This window comes from Lentibacillus populi (assembly GCA_014642895.1).
Taxonomy (GTDB): domain Bacteria; phylum Bacillota; class Bacilli; order Bacillales; family Amphibacillaceae; genus Lentibacillus_C; species Lentibacillus_C populi.
In genome coordinates this window covers 1-17,976 of the sequence record BMJD01000014.1, presented here as the reverse complement: position 1 = coordinate 17,976, position 17,976 = coordinate 1, and the positions used below count along the sequence as shown (strand labels likewise).

Genomic DNA, 17,976 nt, shown 5'->3' with positions numbered 1-17,976 from the left:
TGGACAATAGATAAGGGCCGCTAAGACCAAAAGGAGGTGTAACGGATGACAAAATACGAAATTATGTACATCATCCGCCCAGACATGGAAGAGGAAGCGCTAAACAACTTGATGGAGCGTTTCAATAAAGTGTTAACTGATAATGGGGCGGAGATTGAAAAAGTTGACGAAAAAGGCAAACGCCGTCTTGCATATGAAATTCAAGACTATCGTGATGGCTATTATGTCGTAATTAATTTCGCAAGCGATGAAAAAGCAATTAATGAATTTGATCGTCAAGCGAAATTCTCTGATGACATCATTCGTCATATGGCAATTCGAGAAGAAGATCAATAATAAGGGGTGGTTCTGATGTTGAATCGTGTCGTACTAGTTGGCAGATTAACGAAGGATCCGGATTTACGTTATACAGCAACTGGAGTGGCAGTAGCTAACTTTACAATTGCGGTTAATCGACCTTTTTCCAATCAGCAAGGTGAACGGGAAGCCGATTTTATCAATTGTGTTGTGTGGCGCAGGCCGGCAGAAAACCTTGCGAACTACATGAAAAAAGGTAGTATGATAGGTGTCGATGGTCGTGTCCAAACACGTAGATATGAAGGACAAGACGGCAAAACCGTTTATGTCACGGAAATTGTCGCGGATAGTGTACAATTTTTGGAATCAAAAGGATCGTCGCCAAATAGAAGCCAAGGAGCACCTGGTTTCCAGCCAAATCAGAATCAAAGTCAGAATCAGAACCAAAACCAGCAGAATCAAAATCAAGCGAACCCGTTTGCCAATAACGGGGAGCCAATTGATATATCAGACGATGATTTACCATTCTAGAAAATGCTGTCCAAGAGGTTACCAAGTAATAAGCTTGGGACTTTTGAACAACAAGTAAAAAGGAGGGGTACTAATGGCAGCTCGTCGCGGACGCGCAAAGCGTCGTAAAGTGTGTTACTTCACAGCGAACGGAATCACACACATTGACTATAAAGATGTTGATTTGCTAAGACGTTTTGTTTCAGAGCGCGGAAAAATTCTTCCACGCCGTGTAACAGGAACATCTGCAAAATATCAACGTAAACTGACAAAAGCAATCAAACGTGCTCGTACAATGGCATTATTGCCTTACGTATCGGAGTAAATAAAGGAAAGGCTTTTTCGTAATATTTCACGTTACGAAAAGGCCTTTTTCTTTTATTTTTGTAGGGGGCATTATCAGATGGTTTAGTCATTTTCGACCTGGCCGTTTTTTCCGTCTCGGATAAACAATAATTATTTTTATCATTAAAATAAAGGTATACAACAGGAATAACCATAACCAATTGTCATTTATCGGGATAATAAGGGCGACAACGGTATAAATTAGAAAGGGCATAGTTGTCGTATAAGCGCACATTTTCCACAATATCGCGAAACGGATTTTCCGGTATAGAGCGCGGCTGATGAGTACACCAACATAAGCAACTGCAGAAAGCACAACAAATACAAAGATTACTAATGGGAGATAATAGAAAATAAAAAAATACATCAGTAAAAAAAACAGCTGTACATCGGCGGCTGTACCGCTGGATACGGATAACCGGTCGATTAATGATGGAATAGAGACAAGTATTAGCAGAATAAACATATACACTACAGTAATATCCATACCAATCCGGTTTAATGTAAACATTGCCTTTTTAGCTGGCAATCTAATACTGGTTCGTAATGCTTCCAGAAAGATCATATAAATCCATCCTTATAATGAACAAAGCGTAAGCGCCAATTTCAGTGAATATCAGCTGTTAGCAGGTAAGTAGACATCCCGAGTTGATACTGTTCCGTCATCCACTTTGTTCAAAATTATCCTATTTAAAATTAACATCTCTCCTATTATAATAAAAAACGTTGGAAAATGCGCTTTATGAATGTTACATCATGATTAACTTTTCTTCCGTATTAACGTCAAGCAGCAAGCTCCCAAATACGTTTCTGCTCGACAGGTTCAGTAGAAACACAACAAAAATAAATTGACCTTTCCTGACTAATTACTGCAATTGCCCGGGAAATAATTATTTCTACAATTTTCAACACCAAATTGTCTATAAAAAATGTTATCATATTATAATAGGATTAATAAGGATGTAACACATAAGAGGTGCAATTAATGAATCGATCTAAAATGTTGACAGAGGGAGCACTATTTACGGCTATCTATATTGTTCTATTTCTGGTAGCGATGCTGGCGCCTTTAATTGGCGTTTTAGCTATGCTCCTTTTGCCAATTCCGTTTATTGTCTTTGCTTCCAGATATGATTGGAAGCCTTCATTATTAGTGCTGGTAGCGACCCTTATCCTATCGGCTTTATTTACTACAGTATTTTCCGCTCCAATAACTGTGTTAATGGGGCTTGGCGGAATTATGATTGGCAGTGCGATGTACAGAAATTTGTCCGCCTATGAAACGTGGGCACGTGGAACAGTGGGATTCGTAATTGGATTGGTATTGCTCTTTTTAATAACTCAACTTGTGCTTGATGTCAATATCGTAGAACAAATCAATGCAATGATTGACCAATCAATGGAGCAGAGTCAGAAATTGATGGAACAGTTTGGCCTTACCGATCAAGCTGCTGAACAATTAGCACTTGTAGAACAGCAAATGGATATGCTAAAGAATTTAATACCAGTCGGGATTGCAGTTATTAGTATTATACTTGCCTTGGTGAGTCAATGGCTCAGCTATAAGGTGATCAATCGATTGGAAAACAAGGATTACAAGTTTCCGCCATTTCGTAATTTGACGCTTCCGGTGTCACTTGTCTGGATTTACTTTTTCGCGTTAATTTTTTCGTTTTTTGAATTGGATCCGAACGGAACACTATTCCTGGCGGTTAGTAATGTTTTAATGCTGGCGGGATTATTAATGGTTATCCAAGGGTTTTCACTAATCTTCTTTTTTGCACACCAGAAAAACAAATCAAGAGTATTACCGATTTTGAGTGTAATTTTAGCTGTATTTGTACCATTTCTGCTTTATCTGGTTCGCATCTTAGGTATAATTGATATAGGTTTTCGGCTGCGGGATCGAATTTCAGAGGAAAAGAAATAGAGTTCGAAATAGAGGATGTTCAAAAAGTTACCAAATGAAAGCAGTGGACTCGGGCGCTCGCCTGTTTCTAATATGGCAACTTTTTGAACACACACTATTAAGGTTATGGAGTGAATTCTATGACAGATTTGCAAAAAAAACCGGCACTTAGCAGGCATTTATGGATTATTTATTTATTATCAATCATTTTGCTTGGTGTGATATGGTATTATCAATGGATATTAGGACTGTTAATGACACTGTTTTTGGCTGCGTCCTTTTATTATAGTATACAAACAGAAAAGACAATTATAAATGAAACAGAAGAATATATCGCAACGCTCTCCCATCGAATTAAAAAGGTAGGGGAAGAAGCGTTATTGGAAATGCCAATTGGAATTGTCCTGTATAACGAAGACTACTTTATTGAATGGGCAAATCCGTATATGAATCGTTTTGCTGATGAAGATACATTGGTCGGCAAACATCTGAATTTACTGTCCGAAGACCTGATGCCAATGATTAAAGAAGGAAAAGATGAAGTAGGCTTTGAGTTGGAAGGCTATGAGTTTCAAACAGTTATCAAAAAGGAAGAACGATTATTATATTTCTTTAACCGAACCGAACAGAATAAAATTCAAACACTTTACCAAAATGAGCAAACGGTTTTAGCAATTATCTTTTTAGACAACTATGAAGAAATCACCCAAAACATGGATGATACCTTGAAGAGTCAACTGAATTCCAAAGTTACCTCCGCTTTAAACAGCTGGTCGCATGCTTATGGAATCTATTTAAAGCGAACATCGCAGGAACGATTTTTAGCAGTTGCCACCAAGGAAATTTTAAGGAAATTGGAACAATCCAAGTTCGATATTTTGGATGAAGTCAGGGAACTTAATGCAGAACAAAATGTACCGGTTACGATAAGTATCGGGGTTGGGTATGGCGGCATGACACTTCCAGCGCTTGGAGAACTGGCTCAATCCAGTCTTGATCTAGCGCTGGGACGGGGTGGAGATCAGGTAGCAATCAAAGACGACTTAGGGAAGGTGCGCTTTTATGGTGGGAAAACCAATCCCATGGAAAAACGCACCAGAGTACGTGCTCGTGTTATTTCTCATGCGTTAAAAGAGCTTGTAAAAGAAAGTGACAATGTGATAATAATGGGACATAAATCGCCTGATATGGATTCGATCGGTGCTGCGATTGGGATTTTGAATATTGCAAAAGCCAATGAAGTAGAGGGCTATATTGTGTTTGATCCTGATGATGTCGATACAGGGGTTTATCGGTTAGTTGATGCAATTAAAGCGGAAGAAAGTTTATGGAAGCATTTTATTGAACCGGATGAAGCAGAAGCACTCCTATCAAGCAGGAGCTTGGTTGTTGTTGTTGACACACACAAACCTTCAATGGTGGCTGATGAGCGACTGCTAAATAAAACAGACTTTAAAGTAGTAATTGATCATCACCGGCGCGCTGAGGAATTTGTAGAAAATCCAACACTAGTTTACATGGAGCCATATGCATCATCCACAGCAGAACTTGTCACAGAACTTCTGGAATACCAGCCCAAAACGCTGAAGCTTAAAATGCTGGAGGCCTCTGCACTGCTCGCGGGTATTATTGTTGATACAAAAAGTTTTACATTGCGAACTGGCTCAAGAACCTTTGATGCAGCCTCCTATTTACGATCAAAGGGTGCGGATACTGTATTGGTGCAGCAATTTATGAAAGAGGATTTAAAATTATATATTAAGCGCAGCAAGTTAATCGAACGAGCGCAGGTTTATCGCCATTCAATTGCAATTGCAAAAGGAAAACCTGGCGAAGTTTATGGTTCCGTGCTTATTGCGCAAGCAGCCGACACCCTTTTGACAATGACTGGAATTAATGCTTCTTTCGTTATTTCTGAACGGGAAGATGGTAGAATTGGAATAAGCGCAAGATCCCTTGGTGATGTCAATGTTCAGATTATCATGGAAAAAATGAATGGTGGCGGCCATTTAACAAATGCAGCGACACAAATAAAAGATACAACAATTGATGATGCAGAAGCATTATTAAAAGATATCCTTGAGGAATATTTTGGAGGAGGAGAGACAGAATGAAGGTTATATTCTTAAAAGATGTAAAAGGGAAAGGCAAAAAAGGGGAAGTAAAAAATGTATCGGATGGCTATGCGCGTAACTATTTATTGAAAAATAAATTAGCCGAAGAAGCGACCCAGGGAAATATGAAAGCACTTGAGGCTAAAAAACGTAAAGCGATGCAAGAAGAACAAAAGGAAAAAGAAGAAGCAATGGAACTAAAGGATACACTTGCTGATCTTACAGTAGAACTAAAAGCAAAATCGGGTGACAGCGGACGTTTATTTGGTTCGATCACTAGTAAACAGATTGCTGAGGCCTTAGAAAAAGAACATGGATATAAGATTGATAAACGCAAAATTGAACTGGATGAACCGATCCGTGCATTGGGCTATACAACGATTCCTGTTAAGCTCCATCCTGATGTATCCGGGTCGATTAAAGTGCATGTTGCGGAAAAATAAGAAAGATTAAGCGAATTTTGAAGTCAGAAGCGATAAAAATGGAAAAAAGGTAATCTAAGGGGTTACCGATTTTTCATTATGAACGCTGACTTTGCTTGCAAGAAATCGGTGTAAAAACCGATTTCTTTACATTACTGGAAGACCTCGGTATGAGGGGGAGAAACAAATGGTTGAAAATTGGAATGGTGAGCGAACACCGCCACACAACATAGAAGCAGAACAAGCAGTTATTGGCGCTATCTTTCTTGAACCGGAAGCATTTTCACAAAGCTCGGAAATATTAATGCCGGAAGACTTTTATCGGGCTAGTCATCAGCGTATTTACGAAACAATGATGAAGCTTTCCGATCTTGGAGAACCAATTGATCTTGTAACGGTAACAACAGCCCTGTCGAATGCAAAGCTGCTGGATGAGGTTGGTGGTGTTTCCTATTTGACGGATTTAGCCGGAAGTGTTCCGACTGCAGCTAACATTGGTTATTACAGTAAAATTGTTGAAGAAAAATCCATCCTGCGGCGATTAATTCGTACGGCAACAGACATTGTAACAACTGGTTACGAAAGAGAAGATGAAGTTGATGACGTCCTAAACGAAGCGGAAAAAAATATTTTGGAAGTTTCTCACCGGCAAAATTCCGGTGCATTTAAATCGATTAAAGATGTTTTAATTGAAGTTTATGATGATATTGAAATGCTCCATAACCGTCAGGGCGATGTAACGGGCGTGCCAACCGGGTATCGTGACCTTGATCGGATAACTTCAGGGTTTCAGCGCAATGATCTTATCATTATTGCAGCCCGTCCATCTGTTGGTAAAACAGCATTTGCCCTAAACATTGCCCAAAATGTCGCCATCAATACGGATGAAAATGTAGCGATTTTCAGTCTGGAAATGGGTGCTGAGCAGCTTGTTCAGCGGATGCTCTGTGCTGAGGGAAACATTGATGCGCAACGACTGAGAACCGGCAGTCTTGAGGCCGACGATTGGAGCAAGCTGACGATGGCGATGGGAAGTTTGTCAAATGCCGGTATTTATATCGACGATTCACCAGGAATTCGTGTCAGTGAAATTCGCTCCAAATGCCGCCGCTTAAAACAGGAACATGGCTTGGGTATGATTTTAATTGATTATTTGCAGCTCATTCAAGGAAGTGGAAATTCACGGGAAAACAGGCAACAGGAAGTTTCCGAGATTTCCCGTTCGTTAAAAGGACTGGCCCGTGAATTGAATGTGCCTTTAATTGCCTTATCACAGCTTTCCCGTGGAGTTGAGCAGCGCCAGGATAAACGTCCAATGATGTCCGATCTGCGTGAATCTGGAAGTATTGAGCAGGATGCCGATATTGTTGGATTCTTATATCGCGATGATTACTATGATCAGGAGTCGGAAAAACAAAATATTATTGAGATAATTATTTCCAAACAACGTAACGGTCCGGTTGGTACCGTTGAACTTGCATTTGTGAAAGAATACAATAAATTCGTTGATTTGGATCATCGTTACCAGGAAAGTGAGATTCCGCCCGTTCCAGTATAAACTTGTAGCAAACAGCCTTCATCAAGACGAGGGCTGTTTTTTTATGGTTCCTGTAGTATTATAATGCAGAAACTAGTGAAACTAAAAACAAGGTTTAATAACCTAGGCGAACAATCAGTGGTATAAATCTAATATTGTTCGTGTTTAAATTGACTTATCATTCATTAATTGATAAACTTGCTATGTTACTTACTAAAAAGACAAATGATAATCATATGGAGGTGCACTATGTCCTCGGTAGTAGTAGTTGGCACACAATGGGGAGATGAAGGCAAAGGTAAAATTACCGATTTTCTTTCCCAAAATGCAGAGGTTGTAGCACGTTATCAGGGTGGTAATAATGCTGGTCATACGATAAAGTTTGACGATATTACGTATAAGCTGCATTTAATTCCATCTGGTATTTTCTTTTCGGATAAAACATGTGTATTAGGAAATGGCATGGTAATTGATCCAAAAGCGTTTGTAGAAGAAATTGCCTATTTGCACGAACGAAACATTAATACAGACAATTTATGTATTAGTAACAGGGCACACATTATATTGCCGTATCATATTAAATTGGATATTCTTCAGGAAGAAGATAAAGGGATTCATAAAATTGGTACAACAAAAAAGGGAATCGGACCTGCCTATATGGATAAGGCAGCAAGATGCGGTATACGTATCGCCGACTTGCTTGATAAAGAAGTATTCCGTACCAAGCTTGAACAAAATCTAAGAGAAAAAAATCGCCTTTTCGAAAAGGTTTATGAGGTAAAATCGATAAATGTAGAAGATATTTTGGAAGAATATTATGAGTACGGACAACAGCTTGCAAAATATGTATGTGATACATCAGTCGTATTAAATGAGGCATTGGACGAAGGCCGCCGTGTATTATTTGAAGGTGCTCAAGGCGTCATGCTCGACATTGACCAAGGAACATATCCATTTGTGACATCATCAAATCCGATTGCCGGCGGTGTAACAATTGGCTCTGGTGTTGGTCCTACAAAAATTGATCATGTTGTTGGCGTGTCAAAAGCATATACGACTCGTGTCGGTGATGGACCGTTCCCGACAGAGCTGCAGGACGAAATTGGCAATCAAATTCGTGAGGTTGGACGTGAATATGGAACAACGACAGGACGCCCGCGCCGAGTTGGCTGGTTTGATAGTGTTGTTGTCCGTCATGCCCGCCGTGTCAGTGGAATTACGGATTTATCTCTTAATTCTTTAGACGTATTAACAGGAATCGAAACAGTAAAGATTTGCGTGGCATATCGCTATAAAGGCGAAATAATCAATGAATTCCCGGCAAGTCTTGCTGTATTAGCGGAATGTGAGCCTGTTTATGAAGAAATGCCAGGCTGGACGGAGGATATTACTGGGGTAAAAAGCCTTCACGAATTGCCGGCTAATGCTCGCCATTATTTGGAGCGAATTGCCCAGCTTTCCGAGATCCCACTGTCGATTTTTTCTGTTGGGCCTGATCGCTCGCAAACAAATCTTGTAAGAAGCGTTTATAGTTAACGTGAAAATCAGCCTCTTCGCCATATTGCATGTTTTTTCTTTAACCGACGTATTAGATAGCGAGAGCCAAAAAACTCTACAGGCTTTAAACAAGCCAGGTAGAGTTTTTAAATTTTATTATGGAGAGATATTTCCTGCCTCCGTAAAACAAACCGGAATTGGGTACACTAAAGGTCATCATCCCATAATTCAGGAGGAGTGACTAATGTCAGAATTTTGCCCGGTTCTATGGCCGGAGGAACCAACACCTGAAAATGTGAAAGCTTGCAAGGAATGTGGTCTTTATAAGCATGGTTCACGAATGGTGTGGGGAGAAGGAAATCCCGATGCCCCTATCCTGATTCTCCTTGATAATCCAGGGTCAAGGGAAAACCGCGAAGGAAATCCATTTGTATGTGGGACAAGGCAAACGTTGCAAAAAGCTGCAAACCATGCCGGATTAGCTATGCATGACTTGTATGTGACATTTATCCTGAAAAGAAAACCTGTACGAGCTTATGATAAAAAGATAGCCAGAACGATTTGTATGAACCATTTGGAACAGCAGCTTCAGGTTAAACAGCCCACTTTCATTTTCTGTTTAGGGAATGTTGCGGTACAGTCCTTTTTTCGTGATCGTGATGCAGATGTGAAATCATTAAGGGGTGCGCTCCATCATGTGCGCGGGTATCAAACCGCAACAGCCTATCATCCGTTAGCTGTCCGGCGCCGTCCCAATCTTTGGAAGCTGTTTCTTGAGGACTGGCAATACCTTGCAAATTGTTACTATAACAGGAAAAATATTGAAACAGAATAATACTTGGTTTACCAAAAAATGCTGGTTTTTGCGATTGCCATAGATAAAGAGAAACTTTATTCAGTGGGGATTTTCTTTCCTTCCCCACCTTTCCATTAACGCGTGTACGATAAGTCGGGCCTACAGGATGTAGGTCAGTTCGACGAAGACATGCGGACGTGGCGTTCTTAGTCGAACATCCCCTCGTTCGGATAAGTAAGGTCGACTAAAAACGGGCTTGCGCTCAGGCGTCGGCATACCCTCTACTGTATCCTTCATCTGTTTCTCCAATTAAAGAATTGCAACTAAAGACATTTCTTGCAAAGTACGGTAAAATAGACAAAAGCATGTGTGATAAAAAGTATGTTAAAAAAAGAGGATAAAAAAGACCGGGAAGTTTCGAGGCGGCGTAGTGAAAGTACCGTGGAAAGCTTCCTCGAATTCACATCGTGCTACTATTCGCCAAACAGCGAAGAAACAAGCCAACTGGCTTTCACAGGATGTGGTGACTTCGACGTTCGACACACGACGTGTCGGTACTTAGTTGAGGATCCCCTATCCCGATGTGTCATTTTTACCGGACTTTTTCGAACAATCGCCAAAAGGATGTGACTGATAATGAGTCAGAAGATATTAGTTGTGGATGATGAACAGCCAATTGCAGATATATTGAAATTCAACTTGGAAAAAGAAGGCTATCAGGTGGTTTGTGCCTATGATGGGGATGAGGCAATTGAGCTTGCCGAGACAGAAAAACCTGATTTGGTTTTATTGGACATTATGCTTCCGAATAAGGATGGCAATGAAGTATGCCGCGAAATTCGCAAAACACAAACCATGCCGATTATCATGTTAACGGCAAAGGATGCAGAGATTGATAAAGTTTTGGGGCTCGAGCTTGGTGCGGACGACTATGTAACAAAGCCATTCAGTAATCGTGAACTGATTGCCCGGGTCAAGGCGAATCTGAGAAGGCAGCAGCATGTGCCAGATGATACGGTGAAAGCGACAAAAGATATCGTTATGGGAAATTTGGTCATTCACCCGGATGCATATGCGGTTACACGTGATGGGGAACAAGTGGAACTTACCCATCGTGAATTTGAATTGCTGCATTATTTGGCCCGCCATATTGGCCAGGTTATGACACGTGAGCATTTGCTTGAGACAGTATGGGGCTATGATTACTTCGGTGACGTACGGACGGTTGACGTAACGGTAAGACGACTACGTGAAAAAATTGAGGAGAGTCCAAGTAATCCAGTGTGGATCGTAACACGCCGTGGAGTTGGTTATTATTTGCGTAATCCTGGCGAGGAGTAGGTTTTATGAATAAAGTCGGTTTTTTCCGATCAATACAATTAAAATTTATTATTATTTATATCCTGCTTTTATTAATTGCAGTACAAGTGATTGGGTCATATTTTGCCAGAGAGCTCGAAAACCAGTTGACGACTAATTTTAAAGACTCCGTTAATAAGCGGGTTGAATATTTGTCCTATAACCTGAACGAAGCTTTTTCGGGAGGCGATAAGGAAGATGGGACAGAACCTACACTCCAGGAAAAAGTACAGGATATTGTTAACAATGTTGATCCAGAGGCAATTACCAATTTACAGGTTGTAAATAATGTCGGACGGGTTATGGGAGCCAATAATTACGCGGATAAGGATAAAATCGGCAAAAAAACAACGGATGACCTTATTACGAAAGCCATTTCCTATGGTGCATTGTACCAAAACACAATGCTTAGTTCTACCGGTAATCGTATATTTGTAAAAGTGGAACCAATTAAAGTAGGAGAAGATGTCGTCGGTGCTATTTATTTAGAAGCTTCACTTGAAGAGGTTTATGATCAGCTGGAAGAAATCAACCAGATATTTTTGCGGGCCTCGATCCTTGCCATCATCGTTTCCGCTTTTTTAGGTATTCTCGTTGCCAGAACGATTACGAAACCAATTACCGAAATGCGCAGGCAGGCACAAACGATGGCAAAAGGGGACTTTACTCAGAAAGTAAATGTCTATGCTGCTGATGAAATTGGTAATCTCGCCGAAACGTTCAACGATATGAACGATCAGCTTAGACACTCGTATGCGACAATCGAAGAAGAAAGGCGTAAGCTCAGCTCTGTCCTATCCAATATGTCAGACGGCGTTATTGCAACGGATGGAACGGGAGCGATTACGTTAATGAATGAAGCGGCTGCAAAGCTTATTGGTGAAAACCCTGATGATGTAAAAGGCGAATTTTTACTTGATGTATTACAACTGGGAGAAAAAGATGTAGATCTATCTGAACTGCCTGATAGTGGATCAATCGTTATTGATTTGAGTGAGGATCAGGACATATTCCTGATTCGGGCCAATTTTTCCACGATATCGGATAATGAAGATGATGTTATCGGCTTTATTACTGTAATTAGTGACGTAACGGAACAAGAGAAGGTAGAGCAGGAACGCCGGGAATTTGTCTCCAATGTTTCCCATGAACTGCGAACACCATTAACGACAATGCGCAGTTATATTGAGGCGTTGACGGATGGCGCATGGAAGGATAAAACCATAGCACCGAAATTTTTACGTGTCACGCAAAATGAAACAGAACGAATGATACGGATGGTAAATGATCTATTGCAGCTTTCGAAAATGGATAATAAGGATTATGGCTTGCATAAGGAAAAAACGGATTTTATGGCCTACATACATCACATTATTGATCGGTTTGAGATGAACGCATATGAGGGAATTGAACTAAGACGCGAATTACCAGAGGGTCAGTATTATGTTTGGATGGACAAGGATAAAATGACACAAGTATTAGATAATATTATTTCCAATGCCATTAAATATTCCCCGGAGGGTGGTATCATTCGTATTGGAATTGAAAAACAGCGGCATCAGCTGGTAGTAAGTATTCAAGATGAAGGTATCGGTATTTCCTATGATAAGGTTGATAAAATATTTGACCGCTTTTACCGGGCAGATAAAGCAAGAACGAGAAAACTTGGCGGAACAGGCTTAGGGTTGGCGATTGCCAAAGAATTGGTGGAAGCTCACCACGGTAAAATTTGGGCAAAAAGCAAAAAAGGTAAAGGAACAACTGTTTTCTTTACACTTCCGCTAATGAACCAGAAGCGGAGGGGAAGCTGATGAAATTTGAAACGGTTAAGACGTTTGTTCTGGTCATATTGGTTGGCGTTAGCTTGCTACTAACATTGGCACTTTGGAGTTTCAAGCCTAATTTAAAGTTTTTGGGAGATATGGATTATGCCGAGGCCGATATCGGTGGACAAGGCAATTTGACCAAGAAGGATGTTGTCGCGCCAAAAAACATTATTTTTCAAATCAATAGCCGTTATTATGGTTTTTCCAATCCAGTGGAAGGGCAATCCTTGTATCAGGATATGCAGTCCTGGGTACTGTACAACTTTAAAACAAGTGAGGCAAACGGTCCACCAGATGACGATTATCAGATTGAATTATTATTTCCAGATGAATTGCCAATGGAAATAGCAGATGACCTTTTTACATTTGATGAGGAACCTGATTTACCAGAGTGGTCGTTTCAACGGGTGTTTATTACGTTTCACCCAAACGATTCATCATTGGAAATACAATTTCTTTCAACGAGTGGAGATAGACGGGCAAGTGCGATCGTTAACAACTCTAAAAAATATAATCAATTATGGGCTTATCTAACAAAACAGGAGGGGTTAAGCGAATATATTCAATATAAAGAATCTGGTATTCCAATTTATGTACCGAAAAATTTACAGGAAATGACCGAGCGGAAATTGACGATTAAAAATATTGATCCGGATAATCTAGTGGATGCCTTGTTCCGTAATCCGGAAATCGTCAGACGTGATGTCACCAATGTCGGAGAGACTTATTATACGGATAGTGCCAGGGGAATGCGCGTCAAAGAAGATGGCCGGAGCATTGAATTCGTAAATCCACTCAATACGAACTACGAACGGATGAGAGCATTTGATTTATTGGAAACAAGCATGGCTAGTATTAATGAACAAAAAGGCTGGACGGGAGATTTTAATCTTGAGGAACTAAGGCCATCTACTAATTTTGTCCGTTTCCGGATGTATTATGATGGTTATCCGGTATTTAACAGCAGTTTAGCCGTGATCGAACAGGAATGGCGTAACCAGCAACTGTATAAATACCAGCGGCCGTTATTTAGTTATAATAGCCCCCCAATAGGTGGAAGTTCAGTAAAGTTGCGGTCCGGAAACGATGTCATCTATTTTATTGAAAACGCAAGCTATAAAGCGGAAAACATTGATGATATCCAAATCGGTTACCATTTGGTATATGAAGAGGATGATTTATCCTTTTATTTAACACTAAAACCTGCTTGGTATATTAACTATAATGGAAGCTGGCAGGAAATAAATTTTGATGAATTATCACCGAATAAAAAGGGGGGCTGAGGATGCAATGGAGTCAAATAAAAACACTGTTTATCCTCTGTTTCCTTGTTCTTGACGTTTACTTGCTGATGCAATTTCTTGATAAACAGAAAGAGAATGACCTTGCTGTAATGGAAAAGCAGGAATCTTCTATTGAACAGCAATTAAAATTGGAGGATATCAAAATACCGGACTTGCCTGAAGGAGAACTGGAAGAATCTTATATCTCAGTGAAACAAAAGAACTTTACGGATACAGATCTAAGCAAACTTGCGGCATCTGATAATCAAAAGATAGCACTGGTTGAAGATAAAACGATTGTATCAAAATTTGACAAGCCTATCCCGGTTAAAGATAGCGATGAAGTGAAAGAAATTGTCAAAAATAATGTTCTGTCACCGGATAGCTATGATTATTGGGGCTGGAATAAAGATCTGAATGTGATTATGTTCTTTCAAGAGAAAAATAATCAGCCAATCTACTACAATCAAAAAGGACTGCTGCTGGTTTTTTTGAATGACAAGAATGAAATTACGTTTTATACACAAACAATGCTGGGCGAGGAAAACAAGGATTTTGATAATAGTAAAAAGCCGTTGATTAAACCAATTAGGGCAATTGATGCTTTATATAACCAGTATGAGCTGCATACCGGTGAAGAAATTACCGATGCAAAAATAGGCTATTATTCAGCCCAGCCAATGGCAAGTGATGAGTTAATATTCGCACCAACATGGAAAATTACCGTAAATGGGGAGCGAAATTATTTTATTCATGCGATCGAAGGGTTTGCCTTTTCCAATGATGATAGTACATTTCTTGAAGATACGATGACATCTATCAAAAATTCGCTTGCAAAAATAAAGGATGATAAGGATTTTCAAGAAATCATTGATCAGCTCGATTTAAAATTAGAAACAATTAACCGGAGTGAAGTGGAATGACATTACGTTTTAGTGTGCTGGCATCAGGGAGTACGGGGAACGCCTTTTATATAGCCTCAGAAAAGGAGGGGTTACTCGTTGATGCAGGGGTAAGCGGGAAGAAAATGGATGATTTGCTAAGCGGGGTTCAGGTAGATCCGAAAACGTTAACCGGAATTCTCGTAACACATGAACATAGTGACCATATAAAAGGGTTAGGGATTATTGCCCGAAAGTATAACCTGCCAATATATGCCAATGAAAAGACGTGGCAAGCAATGGAAGGTGCAATAGGCAAGCTGGCACTTGATCAGAAGTTCTACTTTGACATGGAAGAGGTGAAAACATTCGGTGATATCGATGTAGAATCGTTCGGGGTTTCCCATGATGCCGCGGAACCAATGTTTTACACATTCCATCACGATGGCCAAAAGGTGGCACTTGTAACTGATTTGGGATATGTTTCCGAACGGATCAAGAAAACAGTAGAAGATGCTGATGCATATATATTTGAAGCCAACCATGATGTAGAGATGCTGCGGATGGGACGGTATCCATGGAATGTGAAACGGCGGATTCTTGGTGATTCCGGGCATGTTTCCAATGAAGATAGCGGACTTGCCTTATGTGATATTATTTCCAATCGGACGAAGCGTATTTATTTAGCCCATTTAAGTCAAGATAATAATATGAAGGATCTTGCTCGCATGTCAGTTGGCAACGTATTAAAAGAACGCGGACTCGATGTAAATAAAATGATCGAACTATGTGATACAGATCCATATAAGCCGACACCATTGTATGAAGTTGGTTAAAACACAAGTGGAATTCAAACCAATTTATCGTACACAGGTGAGGGAGTCACTGACCGCTGCGTACAAGAGGCCGGACGTGAGATAAATCCCTCCTGTTTAATTAGTTTACTAATATCCGTATCAAATGGAGTTGTTATTGTTCAATTCCTATGTGCATCATATTTATCAATCATACATATGATATGGGTAGAATGAAGGGGATGAAAAAATGGGCTATTACGATAATCAAAATTCGCCGCCAGGTTCCAATAAGAAGAAACGGAGCTGGGTTCCAGTCCTGTTAGGCGTTATTATTGGGATTGCCGTTGTGATCGTGGCATTGCCATCATTATTAAAATCCGATATACTCCCAAATGCATGGACAGAAGAGGCAGAACAGAGTGGTAATCTGCCTGATAATAATGGTGCTCAGGATAATGGCACCGCGGAAAACAATTATGTAAATATTGATGTGTCCAGCCAAATTACTGATATTGTGGAAAAAGTCAGCCCAGCCGTTGTTGGAGTCTCCAATATTCAAAGGCAGGGAAATTTCTGGGAGCAGCAGGCACAGGAAAGTGAAGCAGGCACAGGATCCGGGGTTATTTACAAAAAGGAGAATGGCTATGCGTATGTAATTACGAACCACCATGTCGTGGAAGGTGCTGACGCTTTAGAAGTGGTTTTAGCCGATGACACCCATCTAAAAGCAGAGCTGTTAGGTAGTGATTTGTTTTCTGACCTGGCCGTATTACGGATGAAGGAAGACAAGGTAGATGGCGTAATCGAAATGGGATCTTCTGAAAATGTAAAAGTTGGCGAACCAGCCATAGCAATCGGTAATCCGCTGGGAATGAGGTTCTCCGGTTCTGTTACCCAAGGTGTCATAAGTGGGAAACAACGGACTATACCGCAGGATTTCAACCAGGATGGCCGGGCAGACTGGCAGGCGGAGGTACTGCAAACGGACGCTGCAATTAACCCTGGAAATAGTGGAGGTGCACTGATTAACATCGAAGGACAGCTGATCGGTATTAACTCGATGAAAATTAATCAAACAGCTGTCGAAGGAATTGGCTTTGCTATTCCAATCGATACTGCAAGCCCGATTATTAATGAATTAGCGGAAAAGGGAAAAGTAACCAGACCATACTTAGGTGTTGAAATCTATTCACTTGACGAAGTACCACAAACAGAGTGGGAAAGTACGCTTAATTTACCAAAAGAGGTAGAAGGCGGAGTTTATATCTGGAGTATCGAACCGATGTCCCCAGCTGACCAGGCAGGATTAAAACGGTTGGATGTGATCACCCATCTTGATGGAGAAGAAGTCCTCAATATGATCGACCTGAGGAAAATCCTGTACCATGAAAAGAAAATTGGTGATACTGTAGACATTACGTATTACCGGGATGGTAAAAAACAATCAACATCAATAAAATTAGGTGAACAGCGCTAGTTAGAGAAACTGCTCCGATAGTTGGAGCAGTTTTGTTTATGAATATAGGTTGGCATAAAAGCGAACTTTTGTGCATATGTGGATAAGTTTGTGGATAACTTGTTATTTACATGTTAATTTTTTAATTAAAGAATGGAATTCCCGCTTCCGGTATGGTCAGGAAGCGGTTATACAGTGATTTAATACCTATAAACACTCTTATTGGTGGGCAACGTTTCAAAGTTGAAACCTAATTCAATTTCTTTCCTGGCACATGCTGCCAAAGCAAAATTAATAAAATAAGCATGACAATGTCAAGTCTTGCCTCATACAGGAAGGAAAGAAACCCATGATTTGTTGTAAGAATTGGGATTTTGGTAAGAAAGAGTGCTGCCAGCATGATAAAAATAAGTGGTGCGGTAGCCTGCTTCATATAGAGACGGCTGACAATCAGAGTGCCGCATACAATCTCGGTAATAGCCACGATAAATAAGAATGAATTCGGATACGGTATAGCCAGGTTACTAAAGACTACCTTGAAATCGTCAACCAGCAGTTTCATTATCCCAGTGGCTATAAAAACATAACCAACAGCATAGCAAATCCAATTAATCATTGGTAGTTTTCTCATTTTGGTACACCTCCAGGTTACTTTTTACATATATATGCAAGGGATAAGACAACCTTGACAAGCATTTGGTGTATTTTTTACCTGATTTTTGCCAAAAAGTGCATTCCTGTTGCCAAGTAGACAAGCAACACGTATAATTCCGGTATATGTAAAGAACAAACGTGTAAGGCAAAAAGGAAGTGCAGCGTGTGATTAGAAATTTTTTCTCTTATTATAAACCATTAGCATTGCATTAATTATATCTAATAATAAAAAATGTTGGTAATGTTCGATTTTTGACTGTCTAGGCAACAAAAAATCCTTTATAATGAATAGG

17 protein-coding genes are annotated in these 17,976 nt (G+C 40.1%); 15 read left to right on the top strand and 2 right to left on the bottom strand.

Annotation, left to right across the window (positions count from 1 at the left end; translation table 11 throughout):
• Nucleotides 1-45 precede the first annotated feature (45 nt).
• The 3 genes from rpsF (at nucleotide 46) to rpsR (ending at nucleotide 1,132) form a co-directional block, all read left to right on the top strand.
• Nucleotides 46-336 carry a 30S ribosomal protein S6 gene (gene rpsF / locus IEX12_RS10355; protein WP_088051683.1) on the top strand — a complete coding sequence of 97 codons (291 nt, stop codon included), beginning with the start codon at nucleotides 46-48 and terminating at the stop codon, nucleotides 334-336.
• 15 nt (nucleotides 337-351) lie between these two features.
• A complete protein-coding gene (gene ssb / locus IEX12_RS10350) occupies nucleotides 352-828 on the top strand; it encodes a single-stranded DNA-binding protein (protein WP_088051682.1) in 477 nt (158 codons plus the stop codon).
• Between the two features lie 73 nt (nucleotides 829-901).
• Complete coding sequence (gene rpsR / locus IEX12_RS10345) at nucleotides 902-1,132, top strand: 30S ribosomal protein S18 (protein ID WP_088051681.1); 231 nt, start codon at nucleotides 902-904, stop codon at nucleotides 1,130-1,132.
• An 87-nt stretch (nucleotides 1,133-1,219) separates the two neighbouring features.
• On the opposite strand, the gene IEX12_RS10340 is transcribed toward rpsR, so the two are convergent.
• Nucleotides 1,220-1,717 (bottom strand): DUF1189 family protein, encoded by a 498-nt coding sequence (locus tag IEX12_RS10340; RefSeq protein WP_102416240.1) that lies wholly within the window; start codon nucleotides 1,715-1,717, stop codon nucleotides 1,220-1,222.
• 420 nt (nucleotides 1,718-2,137) lie between these two features.
• Here IEX12_RS10340 and IEX12_RS10335 point away from each other — a divergent pair, with 420 nt between their 5' ends.
• From IEX12_RS10335 to IEX12_RS10280, 12 genes are all read left to right on the top strand, one after another.
• Nucleotides 2,138-3,082, top strand: a complete 945-nt coding sequence (locus tag IEX12_RS10335) for a YybS family protein (protein ID WP_188725103.1) — start codon at nucleotides 2,138-2,140, stop codon at nucleotides 3,080-3,082.
• Nucleotides 3,083-3,201: 119 nt separating this feature from the next.
• Nucleotides 3,202-5,175, top strand: a complete 1,974-nt coding sequence (locus tag IEX12_RS10330; protein ID WP_155554632.1) for a DHH family phosphoesterase — start codon at nucleotides 3,202-3,204, stop codon at nucleotides 5,173-5,175.
• Nucleotides 5,172-5,618 (top strand): 50S ribosomal protein L9, encoded by a 447-nt coding sequence (rplI, locus tag IEX12_RS10325; protein ID WP_088051677.1) that lies wholly within the window; start codon nucleotides 5,172-5,174, stop codon nucleotides 5,616-5,618. The genes IEX12_RS10330 and rplI overlap by 4 nt, the downstream gene beginning before the upstream one ends.
• Nucleotides 5,619-5,784: 166 nt before the next feature.
• On the top strand, nucleotides 5,785-7,155 hold the full coding sequence (dnaB, locus tag IEX12_RS10320) for a replicative DNA helicase (RefSeq protein WP_188725102.1): 1,371 nt from the start codon (nucleotides 5,785-5,787) through the stop codon (nucleotides 7,153-7,155).
• A gap of 228 nt (nucleotides 7,156-7,383) precedes the next feature.
• Entirely contained in the window at nucleotides 7,384-8,670 is a 1,287-nt protein-coding gene (locus tag IEX12_RS10315; RefSeq protein ID WP_088051675.1) for an adenylosuccinate synthase, read from the top strand.
• Nucleotides 8,671-8,875: 205 nt separating this feature from the next.
• Nucleotides 8,876-9,466 (top strand): uracil-DNA glycosylase, encoded by a 591-nt coding sequence (locus IEX12_RS10310; RefSeq protein WP_102416235.1) that lies wholly within the window; start codon nucleotides 8,876-8,878, stop codon nucleotides 9,464-9,466.
• Nucleotides 9,467-10,063: 597 nt separating this feature from the next.
• Nucleotides 10,064-10,768, top strand: a complete 705-nt coding sequence (yycF, locus tag IEX12_RS10305) for a response regulator YycF (RefSeq protein WP_088051672.1) — start codon at nucleotides 10,064-10,066, stop codon at nucleotides 10,766-10,768.
• Between the two features lie 5 nt (nucleotides 10,769-10,773).
• Nucleotides 10,774-12,597, top strand: coding sequence for a cell wall metabolism sensor histidine kinase WalK (gene walK, locus IEX12_RS10300; protein ID WP_188725101.1), 1,824 nt, complete (start codon nucleotides 10,774-10,776; stop codon nucleotides 12,595-12,597).
• Nucleotides 12,597-13,895 (top strand): YycH family regulatory protein, encoded by a 1,299-nt coding sequence (locus IEX12_RS10295; protein ID WP_102416233.1) that lies wholly within the window; start codon nucleotides 12,597-12,599, stop codon nucleotides 13,893-13,895. Before walK ends, IEX12_RS10295 begins: the two co-directional genes overlap by 1 nt.
• Before the next feature lie 2 nt (nucleotides 13,896-13,897).
• Nucleotides 13,898-14,818, top strand: coding sequence for a two-component system regulatory protein YycI (locus tag IEX12_RS10290; protein ID WP_088051669.1), 921 nt, complete (start codon nucleotides 13,898-13,900; stop codon nucleotides 14,816-14,818).
• Complete coding sequence (locus IEX12_RS10285; RefSeq protein WP_088051668.1) at nucleotides 14,815-15,612, top strand: MBL fold metallo-hydrolase; 798 nt, start codon at nucleotides 14,815-14,817, stop codon at nucleotides 15,610-15,612. Before IEX12_RS10290 ends, IEX12_RS10285 begins: the two co-directional genes overlap by 4 nt.
• Before the next feature lie 208 nt (nucleotides 15,613-15,820).
• Nucleotides 15,821-17,050, top strand: coding sequence for a S1C family serine protease (locus tag IEX12_RS10280; RefSeq protein WP_088051667.1), 1,230 nt, complete (start codon nucleotides 15,821-15,823; stop codon nucleotides 17,048-17,050).
• A gap of 229 nt (nucleotides 17,051-17,279) precedes the next feature.
• Here the strand turns inward: IEX12_RS10280 and IEX12_RS10275 are convergent, their stop codons facing one another.
• Nucleotides 17,280-17,660 carry a DoxX family protein gene (locus tag IEX12_RS10275; RefSeq protein ID WP_088051666.1) on the bottom strand — a complete coding sequence of 127 codons (381 nt, stop codon included), beginning with the start codon at nucleotides 17,658-17,660 and terminating at the stop codon, nucleotides 17,280-17,282.
• Nucleotides 17,661-17,976: the final 316 nt, after the last annotated feature.

Bases quoted from the DNA above. Each gene is read 5' to 3' on its own strand.
- IEX12_RS10340 (WP_102416240.1), bottom strand. From the start codon at position 1,717: ATGATCTTTCTGGAAGCATTACGAACCAGTATTAGATTGCCAGCTAAA.
- IEX12_RS10285 (WP_088051668.1), top strand. From the start codon at position 14,815: ATGACATTACGTTTTAGTGTGCTGGCATCAGGGAGTACGGGGAACGCC.
- IEX12_RS10295 (WP_102416233.1), top strand. From the start codon at position 12,597: ATGAAATTTGAAACGGTTAAGACGTTTGTTCTGGTCATATTGGTTGGC.
- rplI (WP_088051677.1), top strand. From the start codon at position 5,172: ATGAAGGTTATATTCTTAAAAGATGTAAAAGGGAAAGGCAAAAAAGGG.
- ssb (WP_088051682.1), top strand. From the start codon at position 352: ATGTTGAATCGTGTCGTACTAGTTGGCAGATTAACGAAGGATCCGGAT.
- rpsF (WP_088051683.1), top strand. From the start codon at position 46: ATGACAAAATACGAAATTATGTACATCATCCGCCCAGACATGGAAGAG.
- IEX12_RS10310 (WP_102416235.1), top strand. From the start codon at position 8,876: ATGTCAGAATTTTGCCCGGTTCTATGGCCGGAGGAACCAACACCTGAA.
- yycF (WP_088051672.1), top strand. From the start codon at position 10,064: ATGAGTCAGAAGATATTAGTTGTGGATGATGAACAGCCAATTGCAGAT.
- dnaB (WP_188725102.1), top strand. From the start codon at position 5,785: ATGGTTGAAAATTGGAATGGTGAGCGAACACCGCCACACAACATAGAA.
- rpsR (WP_088051681.1), top strand. From the start codon at position 902: ATGGCAGCTCGTCGCGGACGCGCAAAGCGTCGTAAAGTGTGTTACTTC.
- IEX12_RS10315 (WP_088051675.1), top strand. From the start codon at position 7,384: ATGTCCTCGGTAGTAGTAGTTGGCACACAATGGGGAGATGAAGGCAAA.
- IEX12_RS10335 (WP_188725103.1), top strand. From the start codon at position 2,138: ATGAATCGATCTAAAATGTTGACAGAGGGAGCACTATTTACGGCTATC.
- IEX12_RS10290 (WP_088051669.1), top strand. From the start codon at position 13,898: ATGCAATGGAGTCAAATAAAAACACTGTTTATCCTCTGTTTCCTTGTT.
- IEX12_RS10275 (WP_088051666.1), bottom strand. From the start codon at position 17,660: ATGAGAAAACTACCAATGATTAATTGGATTTGCTATGCTGTTGGTTAT.
- IEX12_RS10280 (WP_088051667.1), top strand. From the start codon at position 15,821: ATGGGCTATTACGATAATCAAAATTCGCCGCCAGGTTCCAATAAGAAG.
- walK (WP_188725101.1), top strand. From the start codon at position 10,774: ATGAATAAAGTCGGTTTTTTCCGATCAATACAATTAAAATTTATTATT.
- IEX12_RS10330 (WP_155554632.1), top strand. From the start codon at position 3,202: ATGACAGATTTGCAAAAAAAACCGGCACTTAGCAGGCATTTATGGATT.